The organism is Gordonia hirsuta DSM 44140 = NBRC 16056 (assembly GCF_000333015.1).
Classification (GTDB): Bacteria; Actinomycetota; Actinomycetes; order Mycobacteriales; family Mycobacteriaceae; genus Gordonia; species Gordonia hirsuta.
Map to the genome: position 1 here is coordinate 102,469 of NZ_BANT01000016.1, position 17,470 is coordinate 119,938.

16 protein-coding genes are annotated in these 17,470 nt (G+C 66.2%); 8 read left to right on the top strand and 8 right to left on the bottom strand.

The annotated features are described in order from the left end of the window. Nucleotides 1-21: 21 nt before the first annotated feature. Nucleotides 22-909 carry a DUF6544 family protein gene (locus GOHSU_RS16235; protein WP_162138710.1) on the bottom strand — a complete coding sequence of 296 codons (888 nt, stop codon included), beginning with the start codon at nucleotides 907-909 and terminating at the stop codon, nucleotides 22-24. Between GOHSU_RS16235 and GOHSU_RS17190 the strand changes: the two genes are divergently transcribed. The 3 genes from GOHSU_RS17190 to GOHSU_RS06600 all read left to right on the top strand — a co-directional run bounded on the left by GOHSU_RS17190 (nucleotide 899) and on the right by GOHSU_RS06600 (nucleotide 4,186). Further along, nucleotides 899-1,798, top strand: a complete 900-nt coding sequence (locus GOHSU_RS17190; protein WP_024332845.1) for a DUF2510 domain-containing protein — start codon at nucleotides 899-901, stop codon at nucleotides 1,796-1,798. The two genes, GOHSU_RS16235 and GOHSU_RS17190, sit on opposite strands and share 11 nt — an antisense overlap. A gap of 40 nt (nucleotides 1,799-1,838) precedes the next feature. Then, a complete protein-coding gene (locus GOHSU_RS06595; protein ID WP_005938689.1) occupies nucleotides 1,839-3,092 on the top strand; it encodes an alpha-hydroxy acid oxidase in 1,254 nt (417 codons plus the stop codon). 125 nt (nucleotides 3,093-3,217) lie between these two features. Further along, on the top strand, nucleotides 3,218-4,186 hold the full coding sequence (locus GOHSU_RS06600) for a dioxygenase family protein (RefSeq protein ID WP_005938691.1): 969 nt from the start codon (nucleotides 3,218-3,220) through the stop codon (nucleotides 4,184-4,186). A gap of 75 nt (nucleotides 4,187-4,261) precedes the next feature. Here the strand turns inward: GOHSU_RS06600 and GOHSU_RS16875 are convergent, their stop codons facing one another. Further along, complete coding sequence (locus tag GOHSU_RS16875; RefSeq protein ID WP_005938693.1) at nucleotides 4,262-4,732, bottom strand: hypothetical protein; 471 nt, start codon at nucleotides 4,730-4,732, stop codon at nucleotides 4,262-4,264. Between the two features lie 324 nt (nucleotides 4,733-5,056). Between GOHSU_RS16875 and GOHSU_RS06610 the strand changes: the two genes are divergently transcribed. After that, on the top strand, nucleotides 5,057-5,638 hold the full coding sequence (locus tag GOHSU_RS06610) for a hypothetical protein (RefSeq protein WP_005938696.1): 582 nt from the start codon (nucleotides 5,057-5,059) through the stop codon (nucleotides 5,636-5,638). Between the two features lie 327 nt (nucleotides 5,639-5,965). Here GOHSU_RS06610 and GOHSU_RS16720 read toward each other — a convergent pair whose 3' ends face one another. The 6 genes from GOHSU_RS16720 to GOHSU_RS06635 all read right to left on the bottom strand — a co-directional run bounded on the left by GOHSU_RS16720 (nucleotide 5,966) and on the right by GOHSU_RS06635 (nucleotide 13,744). Next, nucleotides 5,966-6,124: a hypothetical protein gene (locus tag GOHSU_RS16720; protein ID WP_005938698.1), complete on the bottom strand. Its 159-nt coding sequence runs from the start codon at nucleotides 6,122-6,124 to the stop codon at nucleotides 5,966-5,968. 99 nt (nucleotides 6,125-6,223) lie between these two features. After that, the gene (locus tag GOHSU_RS06615) at nucleotides 6,224-7,477 is read right to left on the bottom strand and encodes a hypothetical protein (RefSeq protein ID WP_005938701.1); all 1,254 of its coding nucleotides are present in this window, start codon (nucleotides 7,475-7,477) and stop codon (nucleotides 6,224-6,226) included. A gap of 232 nt (nucleotides 7,478-7,709) precedes the next feature. Continuing rightward, nucleotides 7,710-10,061 (bottom strand): NYN domain-containing protein, encoded by a 2,352-nt coding sequence (locus GOHSU_RS17415; protein ID WP_005938703.1) that lies wholly within the window; start codon nucleotides 10,059-10,061, stop codon nucleotides 7,710-7,712. A gap of 283 nt (nucleotides 10,062-10,344) precedes the next feature. Continuing rightward, nucleotides 10,345-11,634 (bottom strand): deoxyguanosinetriphosphate triphosphohydrolase, encoded by a 1,290-nt coding sequence (locus GOHSU_RS06625; protein ID WP_005938705.1) that lies wholly within the window; start codon nucleotides 11,632-11,634, stop codon nucleotides 10,345-10,347. Nucleotides 11,635-11,733: 99 nt separating this feature from the next. Beyond that, nucleotides 11,734-12,276 (bottom strand): cold-shock protein, encoded by a 543-nt coding sequence (locus GOHSU_RS06630; protein ID WP_024332848.1) that lies wholly within the window; start codon nucleotides 12,274-12,276, stop codon nucleotides 11,734-11,736. A 127-nt stretch (nucleotides 12,277-12,403) separates the two neighbouring features. Next, the gene (locus tag GOHSU_RS06635) at nucleotides 12,404-13,744 is read right to left on the bottom strand and encodes an MGMT family protein (protein WP_005938709.1); all 1,341 of its coding nucleotides are present in this window, start codon (nucleotides 13,742-13,744) and stop codon (nucleotides 12,404-12,406) included. A 101-nt stretch (nucleotides 13,745-13,845) separates the two neighbouring features. On the opposite strand from GOHSU_RS06635, the gene GOHSU_RS16240 reads away from it, so the two are divergent. From GOHSU_RS16240 to GOHSU_RS06655, 4 genes are all read left to right on the top strand, one after another. Beyond that, on the top strand, nucleotides 13,846-15,480 hold the full coding sequence (locus GOHSU_RS16240) for a vWA domain-containing protein (protein ID WP_005938711.1): 1,635 nt from the start codon (nucleotides 13,846-13,848) through the stop codon (nucleotides 15,478-15,480). 262 nt (nucleotides 15,481-15,742) lie between these two features. Beyond that, a complete protein-coding gene (locus GOHSU_RS06645; protein WP_005938714.1) occupies nucleotides 15,743-16,360 on the top strand; it encodes a pyridoxamine 5'-phosphate oxidase family protein in 618 nt (205 codons plus the stop codon). Nucleotides 16,361-16,516: 156 nt separating this feature from the next. Continuing rightward, nucleotides 16,517-16,750, top strand: a complete 234-nt coding sequence (locus tag GOHSU_RS16880; protein ID WP_005938718.1) for an antitoxin VbhA family protein — start codon at nucleotides 16,517-16,519, stop codon at nucleotides 16,748-16,750. Nucleotides 16,751-16,830: 80 nt separating this feature from the next. Further along, nucleotides 16,831-17,448 (top strand): Fic/DOC family protein, encoded by a 618-nt coding sequence (locus GOHSU_RS06655; RefSeq protein ID WP_005938721.1) that lies wholly within the window; start codon nucleotides 16,831-16,833, stop codon nucleotides 17,446-17,448. Nucleotides 17,449-17,470: the final 22 nt, after the last annotated feature.

Here is a 17,470-nt window from a genome sequence, read left to right on the forward strand (position 1 = left end):
CAGCCGGCCACGGGCAGGCGGTCAGGTGAAGACCGCGTCATCGAGCACGATCTCGATGAATGCCCCGGCCGGCCACTCGGAACCGCCGAATCCGTAGCCGACCGTCACGTGCTGCGGCACGGTGAATCCGCCGAAGGTTCCGCTGCGATGGATCTGTGCCCCGAACTCGTGCAGCCGATAGGGCTGGCCGTCCAGACTCGCCCACCGGCGGGTGCGCACCGAGCGCAGTCCTCCGGCGGCGTCGATGGTGAACTCGGCGTCGTAGGTCGCACCCGCATAGTCCAAACTGACGCGCGCGGTGTCGTCGTCGACGGCACTCCAGGTCACATCCGGTCCCAGCGTCGCCGCCGGCACCCAGCACAGCTCGCACACCAGGCGCCCGGCCGCACTGCGGCTCACGTCGGGCCCGGACTCATCGACCACCGCGATCTTCCCGGCGATCCGGTGGACCAGGTCGCCGCGTCCGTCGATCAGCCGGTCGTAGCCGCGGACCGGCAGCCCCAGCACCCGCGTCGTCGACGCCCAGAGATAGCCGTCGCCGGAGATGATCTGGTGCGCCCAGAACCTCCGCCACGATCCGATCTTGATGCGCCCGTGCTGAACCAGTTCCACGGTCGTGGTCAGCGGTGTCCCCGGGGCGATCGCCGCCGTCAGCCAGCGCCGGGCGGGCTCGGGCAGCGCCGCGACCAGATTCGGATGGAACGACGACGACGCCGTCGGCCGGGCCAGCGCGGCCCAGTCGCGCCGGACATCGGCTGGCAGCCGCCGCAGCAGTGCGTCGGCGGTTCGCCCGGTACTCGGCCGATTTGCGCTGGACGGACTGTTACTGGTCGTGATGACCTCCCGGCTCGGCGGTGTGCTTCGAGGATACGTCCGGCGCCGTCTACCGTCATGGGACATGGGGACCATCGAGAAATTCACTACTCGCGTGCAGGCGCCAGCATTTGACGTTCACCGCGCGCTGTACGAGGCGCTGATCTCGGCGGTCGACGCCACTGTGCTGGACGTCGACAATCCGATGCGCGCCGAGGTTCCCCGCGCCATCCTCAAGAACCGCTGGGGCGCCAAGGTGACCGCACACGTCACGGTTCCTGCCCCGGACGTCGCTGACGTGCACTGGACCATCGATCAGTACGGCGACAAGCACCGCGCCATCCTCGACGATGTCCTGACCGCACTTCCCTTTCCCAGTACGGTCACCGCCGCCCCGCCGCCCAAGCTGGCGGCTCTGGAGTCCTCACCGGGAACCAGATTCAATGGGGCGGCGCCGACCATGGCCTTCAACGGTCTGCGGCTCGATTTGGCGAACGAGGTGCTCCACTATCGGGGCACAACCGTTCCGGTCGCCGGCGCCCGTGCCGAGGTCGATCTGGGTGCACCCAACAGCCGGCTCACCCTCACTCGGGTGGTCTTGATCGGCGTGTTCGCCCTAGGGGCCAAGAAGGACTACACCAAGATCTACGTCTCGATAGCCCTTGCCGACGGGCAGATCATCGTCGTCGAAGGCAGTGCCAAGACGCAGGAGGGCACCGCGCGCGCCTTCGCTACCGCCGTCAACAACATCGGTGTCCGCGCCGCCAGACACCAGGCCACCCCTCCACAAACGACGGCCCACCCTGCCGCCGGCGCGCCTCCATCGTCGCCCCCGGCGCCACCACCACCGCCGCCGTCGGTTCCGGCGGGCTGGTACCCGGATGCGCAGAATTCGGCATTGCAGCGGTACTGGGACGGCACCGTCTGGACCGAACACACCGCCCCGGCCGCACCCCCGGCATCCTCCGGACCCGCACGCAGCTGAACTCCTGCAACGCCGCACGCTCGAGTGCCACACTGAACAGATGGAGCGTCGTATCCCCAAACCCGCCGACCTCGCCCCGCTGCTGCAGTTCCGCACACCGCAGTTCAACGGCAAACGACGTCGTCTGGACCGGGCGATGACGATCGACGACCTGCGCACCATCGCCAAGCGCCGCACCCCCAAGGCCGCCTTCGACTACACCGACGGCGCCGCCGAAGAGGAACTCTCCCTGGCCCGCGCCAGGCAGGCATTCGCGGACATCGAGTTCCATCCGGCGATCCTGCGCGACGTCTCGACCGTCGACACTTCGTGCGAGATCCTCGGCGGCCCGTCGGCGCTGCCGTTCGGGATCGCGCCCACCGGTTTCACCCGCATGATGCAGACCGAAGGCGAGTACGCCGGGGCACGCGCCGCCGCCGGTGCCGGTATCCCGTTCACCCTGTCGACCATGGGTACCGCGTCCATCGAAGACGTCGCCCAGGCCGCACCGGGCGGACGGCACTGGTTCCAGCTCTACATGTGGAAAGACCGCGACCGGTCGATGGCACTGGTCGAGCGCGCCGCGACCGCCGGCTACGACACCCTCATGGTGACCGTCGACGTCCCCGTCGCCGGCGCACGCCTGCGCGATGCCCGCAACGGCATGTCGATCCCACCGGCCCTCACCGCCAAGACCGTGCTCAATGCGATCCCCCGCCCCGCGTGGTGGATCGACTTCCTCACCACCGAACCGCTGGCGTTCGCCTCCCTGGACCGCTGGTCCGGGACCGTCGCCGAACTGCTGGACAGCATGTTCGACCCGACGGTCACCTTCGACGATCTCGCCTGGATCAAACAGCAGTGGCCGGGAAAGCTGGTCGTCAAAGGCATCCAGACACTCGACGACGCCCGCGCCGTGACCGACCTGGGCGTCGACGGGATCGTGCTGTCCAACCACGGCGGCCGCCAGCTCGACCGCGCCCCGATCCCCTTCCACCTGCTGCCCACCGTCGCCGAGGAGCTCGGCGACCAGACGACGATCATCCTCGACACCGGCATCATGTCCGGCGCCGACATCGTCGCCGCGATCGCGCTGGGCGCCGACTTCACCCTGGTCGGCCGCGCCTACCTCTACGGTCTGATGGCCGGCGGACAGGACGGCGTCACCCGCGCCCTCGACATCCTGCGCACCCAGATCGAGCGCACCATGCGCCTGCTCGGCGTCGCCTCCCTCACCGACCTCGAACCGCAGCACGTCACCCAGCTGCAGCGCTTGACGCCACGCGCCCGCAGCGGCGCCGTCCTGCCCGAGTGAATCGCGGCAACAGTCACCCGTCGGTTCACAGCGATTTCGCAGGCTCTCCCCAGCGCATCCCCGGCGTCACCGGTCAGAGTCGATCCCACCAGCTCACGCCCCGACTCCCTGGAGAGAAGCAGCCCATGATCCGCAGCCCCGAACCCGAGCAGAGCCCCCAAGGCCCCACCTATGAGGGCCGGCCGCTCGCCCGGCCGGACGACGAGGTGGTCGACCAGGGCGCCGGATTCGACGTCGCCACCCTGCTCACCCGCCGGCGCATGCTCGCATTTCTCGGCGCCGGGGCAGGAACCCTCGCGCTGGCTGCCTGCTCCGATGGATCGTCGTCCAAGAGCTCATCGGCGTCGACCGGTGCCTCCGAAGCCATCGACGCGGCGACTGAGGAGATCCCCGAAGAGACCAACGGTCCCTACCCCGCTGACGGCAGCAACAACGTCAACATCCTGCAGGAGTCCGGTATTGAGCGCAGTGACATCACCACCAGCCTCGATGGTGGCAACCGTGCCGACGGCGTACCGCTGACGTTCACCTTCAAAGTCACCGATATGGCCAACGCCAACAAACCGTTCACCGGTGCGGTCGTCTACCTGTGGCAGTGCGATGCGCAGGGGCGATACTCCATGTACTCCGAAGGCGTAGAGAACGAGACCTTCCTGCGCGGCATCCAGAAAGTCGGGCGCGACGGCAACGCACGATTCACCACCATCGTTCCCGGTTGCTACACCGGGCGCTGGACCCACCTGCACTTCGAGGTCTACCCGGACCTGGCATCGGCGACCGACGTCAAGAACGCCATCGCCACCTCCCAGGTTGCCTTCCCGCACAAGATGCTCAACGACGTTTACCGCCGGACCGAATACAGCGGCTCGGCAAAAGCGCTTGCCCAGATCGGCCGTATCGAGAACGACAACGTCTTCGGCGATGGCTACTCGCTGCAGATGGGCACCTTCACCGGCGACCCCGACACCGGCTACCGCGGCTCACTTGCCGCTGCCGTCGACATCAACACCGAACCTGCCGCACGACCGGCCGGTCCGGATGGTCCCGGTGGTCCGGGTGGATCTCCCGGCGGTCAACCGCCCCGCCGCAACTGACGCGGAGCGACAGGCCCGGCCTCCGGGGTGTGGAGCGTCCGGTGTGGCGAAAAACCGTCGTCAGCGGATCTGCGACTACGCCGAATCAGTCTGTGGCGGTGGCCGCCGGTACGTCGTACCTGTCCCTGAGATGGTCCACGGTCCGCCTGGCTCGGAGTACTCATCAAATGCGATTGGTACCGATTCGGTTCGTCTGCATGCGGTGACCAGATCGCGCAGCCAGCCGGTGTAGCTCGGATCCCGAGCTTCGATTGCGAACTCTGGGCGTACGGCGATGATCATGTCGGCGAGCTCTTCCGGCGTGGTGTCCGGACCGAACTCTCCGTCCGCGAACTCGTGCTGACCAGCGACACTGTATGCAAGTCCGACTTCCGGATCCCAGCGGGGAAACGCCGCTTGGTCATCGATTCCCTCCCCCGGCGCGATCACGAGCCGCCAGTACCCCGGACCACCGAAGTGCGGCAGTACGCGGACACCCTCGAACCCGCGCTCGTGCAGGACACAGACGGCCTCGAGCAGGTTCAACAGTTCTGTATTGGTGACCATCTCACGAACTCCTTTGTCGTTCACTCGTCGGCATAATCGCAATACTGCAGCACACGTACGACACTTCCCGGCCCTCACTGAATCCCTCGCCACGGCGACGAAACTCGTCTCGGCGACGCCCCGTGCGCGTCGCCGACTACCGACGATGACAATGAGCGTTGTATTGTTTAGTCTATGACTACCGTTGCCGCTCAGGGTGTTCGACGCCTTTCTGGCGTCGCCGGGCGAGCATCGGCCCTGGTTAACCGGACCGCAGAGGCCACGGTCGAAGCGGCTGCACGCCCGGCGAGCCTGGCACTCGACGCTGCACGGAATCTAGCCCCCGTGCAGCCGCCGCAGATCCCCGCCGAAGGGGTGAGCGCCGCCAACCGGTTACTGCGCCAACTCGGCATCAACGCCTTCACTCCGACGCTGGGTTTCAGCACCGACTTGACCCTGCCCATCGGGGTAGGCGGCGCCGTCGCCGGACCGTACACCCCCGGTGTCGGCAATCTGAACGTGGCGGGTTTCAGCCTCAACGCCGTACGGCGCGGCGAGATCCTGTGCGGCTTCGTCCCGGTCGGCGGCATCTTCGCCGACTTCGGTGACAAGTCCGGCATCCACGTGGCCTGGTTCAATCTCAATACGCTGCGCGGCGGCCTCGACGCGCCACTGGGTGGACTCTTGGACACCGTGCTCGACGCCGTCGTCAGTCACGCCAAGGCCGCCCCGATTCCGGCAGCCGCCTACTCCGCGCCGGTCAGCGCACTCAAGCGTGCGCTCGCCGTGGTCCCGTCGAACGGAGTCCGCGGTGGCGTCATCGAAACCGGTCCGGGACTGGTCCTCTGCGCCATCTACGGCACCGTCAAACGTGGACGCACCACCTACGTCTTCTTTCCGTCGTTCGGAATCACCGAATCTCACTGAGTCAACCTCATACGCGCGACCGCAACACTCTCTCTGGCTGCGTGTGTATCGCGCTCCTCATCGATGCCCAGCCCCCGGTTAACCTTTGGTTGGGCAACGGCGGCTGGTCGGGCAACGGCCGCGACAATGACCGCCGACTTCGTGCGCCATCTGTTCGGGCAAGCGATACGAGCCCGACGCCGCGACAGCCACGGCGATCCCTCCCGGTTGGCCAACCACCACGACAGCGTTGCCACATACACCTCGATCCACCACGGTCAGCCGCTCACTGCGACGGGGATCGCCAGCTCGGTCAGCAGCATCGGTGGCTCGTACGACAATGCGCCCCTATGCCGCTCCCGACGGATCCTGGAACAGCATCAGGATCCACACTCCCTTGGTGGCAGCATCAGGATCGAAGTACGGGATCGACGCCCCCGTGTCGGCGCGGACTCCATCGACCCAGCGGTTGAGGCCGCTGACATGCCCGTCGTGGCTACGACCCATGCGCTTTCACAAGATTCTGACAGTGCGAATCACACTGGTAGAACTTACATTTCGGATCTGCGTCATCGACACCCTCGACTGGATATCCATCGTCCTCACCTACGACGCCGCCGTCGGCGGCAGGACTGTGACAGAGCCGTCGCTGTCCTGCACGATTTCAATGGCGATATCGGACTGCCCCAGCGGGCGGGACACGCCATCGCCGAGATCGCGGAGACGCTGCGAGGTGTTCAACAGTCTGTCCACCGAGCTGGAACTGAACGTGAAGTCGCGGAATCCGTGGGACCGATCGAGCTGGAGCGTGGACAAGCGCAGTCGAACATCGTCGAGGTCACTGATCAGCTTCTCCAGATTCTGGGCGTCCAGCTTCAGCGCCGCAGCGAAGTTCTCGAAGGCGTTTCCTTCATCCTGCTGGGCATGCTCGACGGCCTGCAGCACGATGATGCGCCGCTTCAACGCGACCGCTAGATCGGCGAGCTCAAGGTGCGCATAGAACTCACTGCCCGCGTCTTCGATGCCTTCGATAGCCGCGGTCAGAGCCGGCAGCTCCACTTTGCCTTCCGGCAGCCCGTCCAGGGCTTGCCGCCAGCCCTGAGCACGGTGCTCGGCGGCGGCAATCGCGGTATCGATAACGTGAACCGCTGGACCCAAGCCCAACGACGAACTGATGTTCCCGCGGTCCAGGAGCACCGCTGTCGCCTTGTCGATCGCGTTGCGGCAACCGTCGAGCCGATTGCGTTCGTCGTCGAGCTTATCCTGGTGCAGCTTCTCCAGCAGGGCGGTGACTCGTTCGATGGCAGCCTTCCGCTGCTGCTCGGCGTGCACGCTGGCACCGGCCGCCACAGTCAACAGGATCAACGGCGCGGCGACAGCCATCGCCCCTGCTGTTGCCGCACTCGCGGTGACTGGCACGAAGGTCGCTTGGGCTGCGATTCCCTTCTTACCGACGAGGGCGCTGTGCACACCCCCGGCCACTGCCTTCGACTGCATCGGATTGAGTGCACCGCCGCTGACCTGAGAGGCGACCTTTGCCGGCACGACCATTCGATAGACCACCTCGCTGCTCTTCGCAGCGGAGCCGGACGCCGGAATCTGCGTCGCAAACGACGAGAGTTGCTGTGCGATCGGGCTGGCACTCCCGAACGACAGTCCGCGCGAGGTGTCGATGTCGCGGGGCTTGGGACGCACCTCCAGGGTCGTGACCGGGGCCTCAGCGAGCACCGCCAGTACGCTGCGCAGTTCTGCCAGACGCCCTGCCGACATCGCCTCATCCAGCTTCACTGGAGGCATAGCCATCTCCGCGGTCGTCGTCAGAGTCCAGATCGGAACAACTTCTGGCGTCGGATCGCTCACGCGCAATCCCTACTCTCGTGCACGCAATCGCCGCCAGAGTTGGCGTGGGACGTGCGGGGCAATCGAATTCGCTAGCACCCTATCGCGTGAGACCGACACTGGGGCTGCTGGGACTGGTTCGATAACTCCGGATTGGGACTGCTGCTCTGGGATGTCGACCTCTGACAAAGTTGAGCGGCGGGCACTAGGACGGATGGGGGCATTGCCGGGTGCTCGCCCGCCCGATGGCCGGTCAGCGCCGGTGCACCCATTCCAAGAACTCCGCCGCGGTGATCACGGGCTTCTCCCACTTGGCGGCCGCTTTCGCCTTCCCCGACTGAGATCCCGCTTCGGCGACGACGAGCACGTCGGTTTTCGTCTTGGTCATGGAGTCGACGGGAACGAGTCCTTGTTCGGCGGCTAGATCATGCAGCTGGCCTTTGGTGAGTGCACCGTGGACCGGTGAGTTCACGGTGCCGGTGAAGCAGACCCGTATCTCCGGACCGAGTACGGCAGCGATATCGAGGGGTTCGGCTGCCTCGAAGTCGTCCGGCAGCACACTGACACCGAAGTACCGTTCGGCATCCCGCACGCGCTCGACGGTCTCGGCGTCGGGGTTCGGAATCCTGGCCCACGCGGCGGAGAGCAGGTCGGCAAGTATCTGGGCGGGATCGTCCCCGGCACCGATGTTGCCGCCCACCACGAACCCGGCCGGCGCAACGGTTCCCGTCGTGCCGGTAGTGCGGGCAAGCAGATATCCGTGTCCGCGTGCCGTCGGCGGAAACGCCGTGCCGGTACCCAATCGTCCGGCACCGGTCGTCCGGATTCGATGGACGCTGGCGCGGACTGCCCGGGCGCGCGCCAGGGCGGTCGGAGCATTCATCACCTCGTCCCGTTCGTCCGCGGTGAGCAGGCGGTCAGGCACATCCACTCCCAGCGGGATCGGTTCGACGATTCCGTTGCGCTTCAGTTCGAAGTCGATGTAGCCGAGCTGCTCATCGATCTGCACGCCCACCGGGACTCGTCCGGCCAAGACCGGTGCCAGTGCCGGCCACGCCTCGGTCAGCAGCGGCGCGAGCTGCACGTCGCGGGTGGTCAGTCCGAAGTCAGCCTGGGCGGTGTAGATGTCACTGGTCGGGTTGATCACTGTCGTGATCTCATCACCGTCATCGGTGACGACGGCGATTTCGATCGGGCGTGGCCGCCATTGCTTGCCGGCGCTTCCCACGGTGAGTGCCGCGATGTACGCCTCGCCGAGGCTCTCAGTTGTGGCGGTACCGGTGGCCAGATAGCGCCGAACCCTGATATCGGTCTTCAGATCGTTCGGGCGGACCTCTCGTTTCAGCACGAGCCCTTCCAGGCTGGTACATCGGGAGAGTGCGACGTACAGCTGGCCGTTCGCGAACGTGCCGCCGGTGAGATCGACGACGAGCCGGTCGAGCGTTTGTCCCTGGGATTTATGGATCGTGATCGCCCAGGCGAGCTTCATCGGCAGCTGGGTGAACGTGCCCACCGTCTCCTGAACAAGTGAGCCACCCTGAACCGTCGGCCGGGTGATCTCCCAGGTGTATTCACGCACCTGCTCGGTTCGCCCGTCCCTGAAACGCACCTCGATCAGCGGCTCCGGACCGTCGGCATTGACCGCGGTGACCCTGCCGAGTGTTCCGTTGACCCAGCGGTCGGCCGAATCATTGTTCAGCATCATGACCTGCGCACCGACTGCGAGATCGAGTTCCTCGTCTGCGGGGAGCTCGAATCCGTCGGTATCCCCGGTGATCGCTGCCGTGAACCTCTTGGCAGGGTCGGGAAGTCGTTCGAGCATCGCGCGGTTCCGGGCCGCGACGATCCGATTGGTGCCCGCCAGGGTCAGCCAGAATTCATCGTGCGGCGGCTCGAAGTCCGGGTCGGTTCTGGCATTCAGTTCAGCACGCGCACCATCGAGCAGTTCGCCTTCGCGGACCGCGTTGAGTATCCGCACCAGGTTGTCGTCACCTTGCTGGCGAAACACCGTAGTCAGTTCGACGACGGGGAAGTTGTCAGGACTGAACGAGCGTGCACTAAGCTTCGGAGGTCCCGGTCGCGTCACCGGATCTGCCGCTGACACACCTTCCGGGGTTCTTTCTGCGGACTCATTGTCCAGTGGAATGCTCTGTCGCTCGATCTTCATAACCGACGAATCGATCAGATCTCCGTCGAGAACATGCATCTCATCGACCGCACGCAGCAGGTGTCGACTGATGCCGTGTGGACCGCCCTTAGCATTTGGTATCGCGATCACCACAACCTGGGCTCCGTGTACCTGAGCTTCTTCAACCGCCTCCGTCAGGTCATCGTCTCCGGATACGAGGTAGAACACATCAGATGCCGCATTCCTTGCATGGTTCACCAGATCCAGACCGATCCGCAGATCAACTCCCTTCTGCTCGCCACCCATCCCGAATCGGCCAAGCCGCAACTTCACTTTGGGGAGTTCACCGATTCGCTCTTGCTGCGCATCCGGAACGCCGTCTTTTGCAGAGTCGTACCAGCGGACTCGCAACAATGGCAGACCAGACAACTCGGTCGCAGTAGTCGACAGAACATCGATCAGTTGGGCGTACTCCACGTGGATGCCACTGCGAAGCGAGTTCCGGTCGCACGGGTGGCAGCCGAAGCCAGGAGGTAGCCGGCGTCGATGTAGACACAGGAGGTCGAGCGCACAGACGGTTATCCTTCGGTTCGATAGTCAGGTGTGTACCGGCACCTGCGTACCTTTGCCGGGCCGATTTGTCCGGACTCTAGCAACGACCTCCGACATTTCTCGCTGGAGACAAGGGCCCTCGGCGGGTACCGCACCGAGTCGGCCGCACAGCCCTCGACGTCTGCCGCAACGTCGACTCACACCTGGCTCAGCCCAGGTGTGCCTGTACCTCCGCACTACTCCTGTCCAGCCGTTCCAACCGCCCCTCGGTCATCGACGCGATCTGATCCACGACGACCCGCATCCGCGCTTCATCACTCTCCGCTACCTCCCAGCGGGGAACCAGGAGGGGGTCGAGCCCCCCAGGTGCCGTGTTCAGCAACAGAGTGGCCACCCGGTGGATCCGCTCGCGCTGGCGGTCCTGCTTTGCGAGGTGCCGCTTGTCGGAGAAGATGAACCGCAGCGCAACGGTCTTGAGCATGGCCACTTCGGCGGCGATCTCGGGCTGGACCGACAGGTCGGCGTCGTACCGCCGCAATGGCCGTTCACCTTCGGCAGCCCGCGTCGCGGTGATCGCCGCTGAGGCGAATCGCCCGATGAGCTCGGATGTCAGCCGCTTGAGTGCGACCTGGTCGTGCAGGGAGCCATCGTGCGTGGCCACCGACCGGAAGATCTCCATCTCCGACAGTCGCTGCGCGGCCTCGACCATCGAGTTCGCGTCGATGCCGTCAAAGTAGCGGACCGCCAGCTCGGCCAGCTCGGCCTGGTCGCTACGAGATCCCAACTGCCGCAGATCGATTCGCCCGCTGACGACACCGTCTTCGAGGTCGTGCACGGAGTAGGCGACGTCGTCGGACCAATCCATGATCTGCGCTTCCAGGCAGCGTCGTCCCTCGGGTGCACCCTGGCGTATCCATTCAAGCGCCGACTCGTCCTCCACGTAGGCGCCGTACTTGGTACCCGGGGCCTTCCGGCTCCACGGGTACTTGAGCGTCGCATCGAGCGAGGCGCGGGTCAGGTTCAGGCCGGCACTCTGCCCGTCGGGGCCGAGGATCTTCGGTTCAAGCGAGGTGAGGATCCGCAGGTTCTGAGCGTTGCCCTCGAAGCCGCCGTAGTCGTGGGCGACCTCGTCCAATGCCCGCTCCCCGTTGTGGCCGTAGGGCGGATGTCCGATGTCGTGTGCCAGGCCGGCGAGCTCCACCAGGTCCGGATCGGCACCCAGGCCGACAGCGATTCCGCGGCCGATCTGCCCGACCTCGAGCGAATGCGTCAGTCGAGTGCGCGGAGTGTCGCCCTCACGCGGTCCGACCACCTGGGTCTTATCGGCGAGGCGACGCAAGGCGGCACTGTGCAGAACCCGGGCCCGGTCGCGGGCGAACGCGCTGCGATGGTCGGTCGCCGGTGCGCTGCGTTCCACCTCTTTGAGGGCTTCAGGGACGCGGCGCTCCAGATCGTGGTCGTCGTAGGCGGCGACCAGCGGGTCGGTCGGATCAGTCATCACTTCGGTTCTGTTCGGGGAGGGTCCGACTTAGTCGGAACGAGACGGGCGACCATCCGCGGACAGTGCCGCCGATGGTCGCCCGTGACGACAATCTGATCAGTTGTTGGTCCAGCCGCGGGTGCTGGCCAGGTCCATCATCTTGTTGCGGATCGAGGTGATCTGGCGCGCGGTGAGATCCGGCGCCGAATCGAGCAGCAACTCGGTGATCTCGTTGAACAGCGGCGTCCCGGCGTGCGGGGAACGGCGCGGTCCGCGGTCACGGTCCCGGTCATCGCGACGGTCGAAACCACCGCGACGGTCATCGCGGCGGTCGAACCCGCCCCGGCGATCATCCCGGCCCCCGCGACGGTCGTCACGATCGCCGAAGCTGCGCCGGTTGTCCTCGCGACGCTGCGCACGCTCGACGGCCGGCGACTCACCCGGAGGGGCCTCCTCGGTGACCTTCAGGTTGGTGGCCTTGGCACCACGATCGGTGTCCTCGACGTCGAACTCGACCTTGGCGCCCGGACGCAGCTGGCCCTCGTCGATGCCCTGCAGGTCGTTGATGTGCAAGAAGACGTCGTCGCCCCCGCTCTCCGGCGAAAGGAAACCGAACCCACGATTCGGGTCGTAATGCACGACCTTGCCGCTGACACTCACCACAAACTCACTCTCCGCGCCGCCGTCCCTGCAGGCCCCTTGCCCGTGCGGCAGAAACGCTGGTTCTCACTATGCCCTATCGGACCTGCTCACACACGTTTCCCGCCGCGCGGCGCGCAGCCGTGTTTCAGGACATCAGCGCGCGGATCTCGGCAGTCGAGATCCGTTGCGCCGGATCAGCTTTGCCGTTGACGAAGCGCACCCCCTCGGCCTCCAGAACCTCCTGCGGAGAATCGGTGCGCGCCACATCCGTCCACCGGAAACCCTCGGCCGGTGCACCGCTGCTCGAGAGCACTCGATAGGCCAACTCGCACTCCGGGCACCGGGTGATGTGTTGCCCCAGCGGCTGGGAGGCCGTGCCGACCAGATCTGCCAGATCCTGATACGCCGTCCACTTGCCCGGCGGGATCACCTCCAGTGCCTCGTGCAGCAGCGTCCAGTCGAAGCCGCCACGCGCCGGCCCGGCCAGTTGCGACAGACTCTGCCCGTTCTGGTCCACCCACCAATCGGGACCACGCACCGAGCGCTGAATGCCGGCGGCCTCGGCGAGCACTTGCTGCACGATCGTCGTCGGACGGTAGCGTTCGCCGTCGTAGGTCCACTCCAGCGGTTTGGCCGGATCGTTGTGCCAGATCGCGGTGCCTCGTCGTTCGTCCTGGCCGAGCCAGTTCTGGATCTGCTCACGCACCTCGGCGGTCACCTCGTTGGTGGGCTGCAACCGGAACAGCTCGCCGTCGTTCACGGTGCCGGCGGCGGCCAGTCGCACCACCGTCGACTTCTCCCGCCGGGCACGCTTGCCCGCTTTACTCTCGCTTTGGAGCGGGGCGACGGTGAAGTCCTCGACGTCAGGCACCGGATACAGCTGCGAGACGGTCAGCAGCAGCCGTGCCTCCGGCGTGCGATACAGCTGCACCTGCTGCAGTGTGATGTCCAGGCCCATCTCGGTCAGCCAGACGACCGTCGCCGTGGTCGTCGCACGGAATCCGCTGGCGACGATCACGATGCGCGGGCGACGCAGCGACTCGGCGTCGATCTCCGGTGCGTGCTCGGTGAGGAGTTCGAGTGCCTGCTCATCAGTCACCTCGTTGCCCCGCTCCCGCAGGTACTGCGCGTGGTGAGCGGCGAGGTCGTCGAGGGTGAATCGGGAGACCATTGCGGCATATTTGATCGCCTGCAACTGGACGGTGTCCGGGGCGCGGTCCCGTTTGAGTTCGGCGACCACCAGGTAGCCGTCGCTGTCGAGGCCGAGGACATCGAGCCGGTCGAGCTGCCGGTCTCCCCCGGCCGCCTGCCAACGGTCGAACTCGAAGGCCACGATCCTGATGTTCTCCCCCAGGATCTGCGGGTGCGCGATCACCCCCTCCTGCAGGTTCCGCCGCTCCCACAAGCCAGCCTCGGCCAAGGTCGTCTCGGTCAGTGGTTGTGCCCCACCGTCGTCGTCGATGCTGAAGACCCGCTCGTCGCCCATGGTGCGAACCTACCGCGCACCTGTCCCCCATTCGGACGATCCTGCGGTCGGCGGCCGCTGCGCCGAAGCCCGCCCCATCGTCGCCCCTTAGTCTTTTATCCATGACGAGTCTGCCGCGCCGGATCCTGTTACTCGTGGTCTTCCTGTCCACCATGCTGCTGGTGGCTTCCTGCACCGAGGAGACCGGTCGGGCCACGCGAGCGCAGCCGACCGCCCCGACCATCACTCAGATCGCGCCGACCGCACTGATCGTCGACGCCTCCGATTCGATGATGGTCGACGACGCTCCCGGGCCGCGGATCGACGCCGCCAAACGCGCGGCGACCGGGCTGGTCAACGCGCTGCCCGACGGCTCGCAGGTCGCGCTGCTCACCTACGGCACGGGCACCGGAACGGCACCGGCCGAGCACGCCGCCGGCTGCCAGGACGTCACCACCCTGGTCCCGTTGGGCCCGCTCGACCGCACCACCGTCAACGACGCGATCGGCAAGATCACGCCCCGCGGCTTCACCCCGATCTCCGTCTCACTGCGGGCAGCCGCCGAAGTACTGCCGGCCAACGGCAAGGCGTCCATCGTGCTGATCTCCGACGGCGAGGACACCTGCCAGCCCCCGCCCTGCGAGGTCGCCGGCGACCTGAAGCGCGCCAACGACCAGCTGCAGATCTCGACGGTCGGTTTCCGCACCGACGGCGAGGCGTCCAACCAGCTGCGGTGCATCGCCGACGTGACCGGTGGACTGTTCGTCGAAGCCGCCAACGAGGCCCAGCTCGCCGCCCGGCTGCTGGCCACCCAGGACGATTCCGGTGCCAGCAAGATCAACGGTGCCGGCCTGGACGGCATCGACTTGGGGACCTCGCTCGCCGATATCCGTCGCCAGCACAGCGACTTCCCCGCCGACGGCAAACGCGACGGCGACCTGGTGATCTACCACTGGCACGACTGCGATTGGGGCTTCACCAGCGAAGGAACCCTGACCAGCATCCGTCCCGCCGATTCGGTGCGCACCATCGACGGCGTCGGCCGCGACAGCACCGTCGACGACGCCATCCGCTTCTACGGTGACCCGCTGGCCACCACCAAGAACAGCGACGGCACCTACACGCTGACCTTCGACGCCGGCGGCAACGAAGCCGCCTACCAGGTCACCACCACCGGTACCGACGGCGGCGCCACCATCAAGCACATCGTCGTCTGCCGCTGCCTGCCCAAGAAGGCGGCCGATCTGCCCGCGACGCCGCCGACCGGACTGTGCAGCGCAACCCATGTCACTTCGAAGGCCGACTACACGCACCCGCACCTGGGCCCCATGCGGCTGTTCACCCTGACCCGCGGCAACGCCGGCAGCAGCGACGGCAACGCCTGCATCGTCGCCGTCCCCGCCGACGGCGCACCGGTCGTGCTCAAGGGCATGAGCGTCTACGAGGACTCACTCGACGTCGCCGACCCCGTCTCCGACTCGACCGGCAACGCTTTCGTGAACTACAACCCCGGCCGCTACAACGGCGTCTACATCCTGGTTCCCACCAAGACAGGCTTCCAGCCGCTCACCGCGCAGGAGTACAAGAAGCCGACCACCGGTGTCCGCAACTTCTATTACGCAGAGTTGATCGGACCAGGGGCCGACGGGCGCTATGCGATCGAGCAGAGCGCCAACGACTGCACACCGGACTGCGCCGGCGGCACCATCACCAAGGAGACCTTCGTGTGGAATGGTTCTGACTACGTGAAGAAGTGACTTACCACCGCTGCTGCCGGCGCTGCAGCCGCGGCTGCCGCACCGTCTCGCCGGACATAACCGTCACGCACAACCGTCACCAGCGGACCCAACCGGCACCGAACCCGGTGATCGGTGACACCTGTGCACGGTCGTGATGGTTGTGCGTGACGGTTATGCCCGCTGCTATGCCCGCGGAAATCCGCCCCGCGCACGCCGGCCGGTAGGGTCGGCTACCGATGGGAGGATCCACCATGAGCCGTCGACGCGTTCTGACTGCGGCATGACCACCCGCTACCAGCACCTCACCTACAGTCACGCCGCCCAGATCCTGGCCCGCGGCACCGCCGCCGACGTCGGTGCGCCGCCCACAGACGACGGCCCGCAGGAGCTGTCCGACCGCGAGCTGCGCATGCTGACCGAGGCGTTCCAGTTCCAGATGGCCACGGTGACCCCACAGGGCTGGCCCTACCTGCAATACCGCAGCGGCCCGCCCGGCTTCGTCCACCATCTCGGCGGCAACACGGTGGCCTTCGCCGACCTGACCGGCAACCGGCAGTACGTCTCGGTCGGCAACCTGTCCGAGGATCCGCGGGTGGCCCTGTTCGTCGCCGACTACCCGCGGCGCCGCCGGCTCAAGGTGTTCGGCCGCGCCGTCGTCGTCGAACCCGATGCCGATCCCGAGCTGTTCGAGTGGCTGCACACCGTCCGCGACGGCCGCCTGTCGACCCGGGCCGAACGCTCCATCGTGATCGAGGTGGAGGCCTTCGACTGGAACTGCAGCCGCGCCCTGGTCCCCCAGTACACCGCCGAACAGGTTCGCGAACGCGTGCAGCCGTACATCGACGAGATCACCTCCCTGCAGCAGCAGATCGACGAGCTCAAGGCGCAGCTTCCCTGACGATCAGGTTTGTCGGACCCCCGTGCTGTACTGAACTCGCCGCCGCTACCGGCGCGGCGTCATCGATCGGGGATCAGCTATGAACAGCACTCATGAACCCACGGTGACCAGCCCGTTTCCCGTACAATCAGGGCAGCGTTCACGGAAGGACCACCCATGGCGAGCGACTTCGAGACCACGTACGCGGATCTGTTCGACACTCTCACTCCCGCCCAGCGGGCTGAGGCTCGCAGCGCGATGGGGAGCGCTCTTCACGAGGGATGGATTCCCAGCCGCGAATCGGTCGAGCTCCGCATCCTGCTCACCCGCGGCGACATCACCACCGAGGAATTTCTGGATCGCAGCCGCGAACTCCGCGATCGAACCCGCGCTGCGCGCCAGGCCGGCTGACGCAGAAGGCGTCTTCGTTCTTCCGTGTTTCAGCGGCCGGAGCGCTGCCGTCAAAGAGGTCCTCCGAATCGGTCGACATCATGGCGAATGAGGCGTGGGAAGCGACCTTCATCCCGGGGACACGTGTCCTGAAGAACAGGCTCGGCATCACCGACTCAGCTGCGCTCGACGCGGTCGAGCAGGACCTCGTGTATGCGCGTCAGCGCGAGATCATCCGCGGAACCGTGGAGCTGCCCCTCGACTACGATTCGGAACACCTGCAAGCCATCCATCGTCATCTCTTCGGCGACCTGTACCCATGGGCAGGCGTCGTCCGTACGTACCCGACCTCCAAAGGGATGACGACCTTCGCCGCACCTGCGGAGATCGCCGACTACCTCACGGCTGCGAAGAGCGTCGTCGACCGCACCGACTGGGATCACCTCGACCACGGCGAGTTCGCGACACGGCTCGCGCACGTCTGCGCCTACCTGAACACCGCCCATCCATTCCGCGAAGGAAACGGCCGCACCTCGAAACTCTTCGTGCAGCAACTGGCTCGCCAGTACGGCTGGGATCTCGACTTCCTCGCCGTCACACCCGATCAGTGGAACAACGCCTCGGCCTTCTCCGGCCCGGACCTCGGCTCCTTCGAACCGGTGCCCGACACCCTGTACCCGGTGTTCCGGCGAATCCTCGTTCCGCTGACCGATGACTAGAGCCGCACGACACCCCACCCCG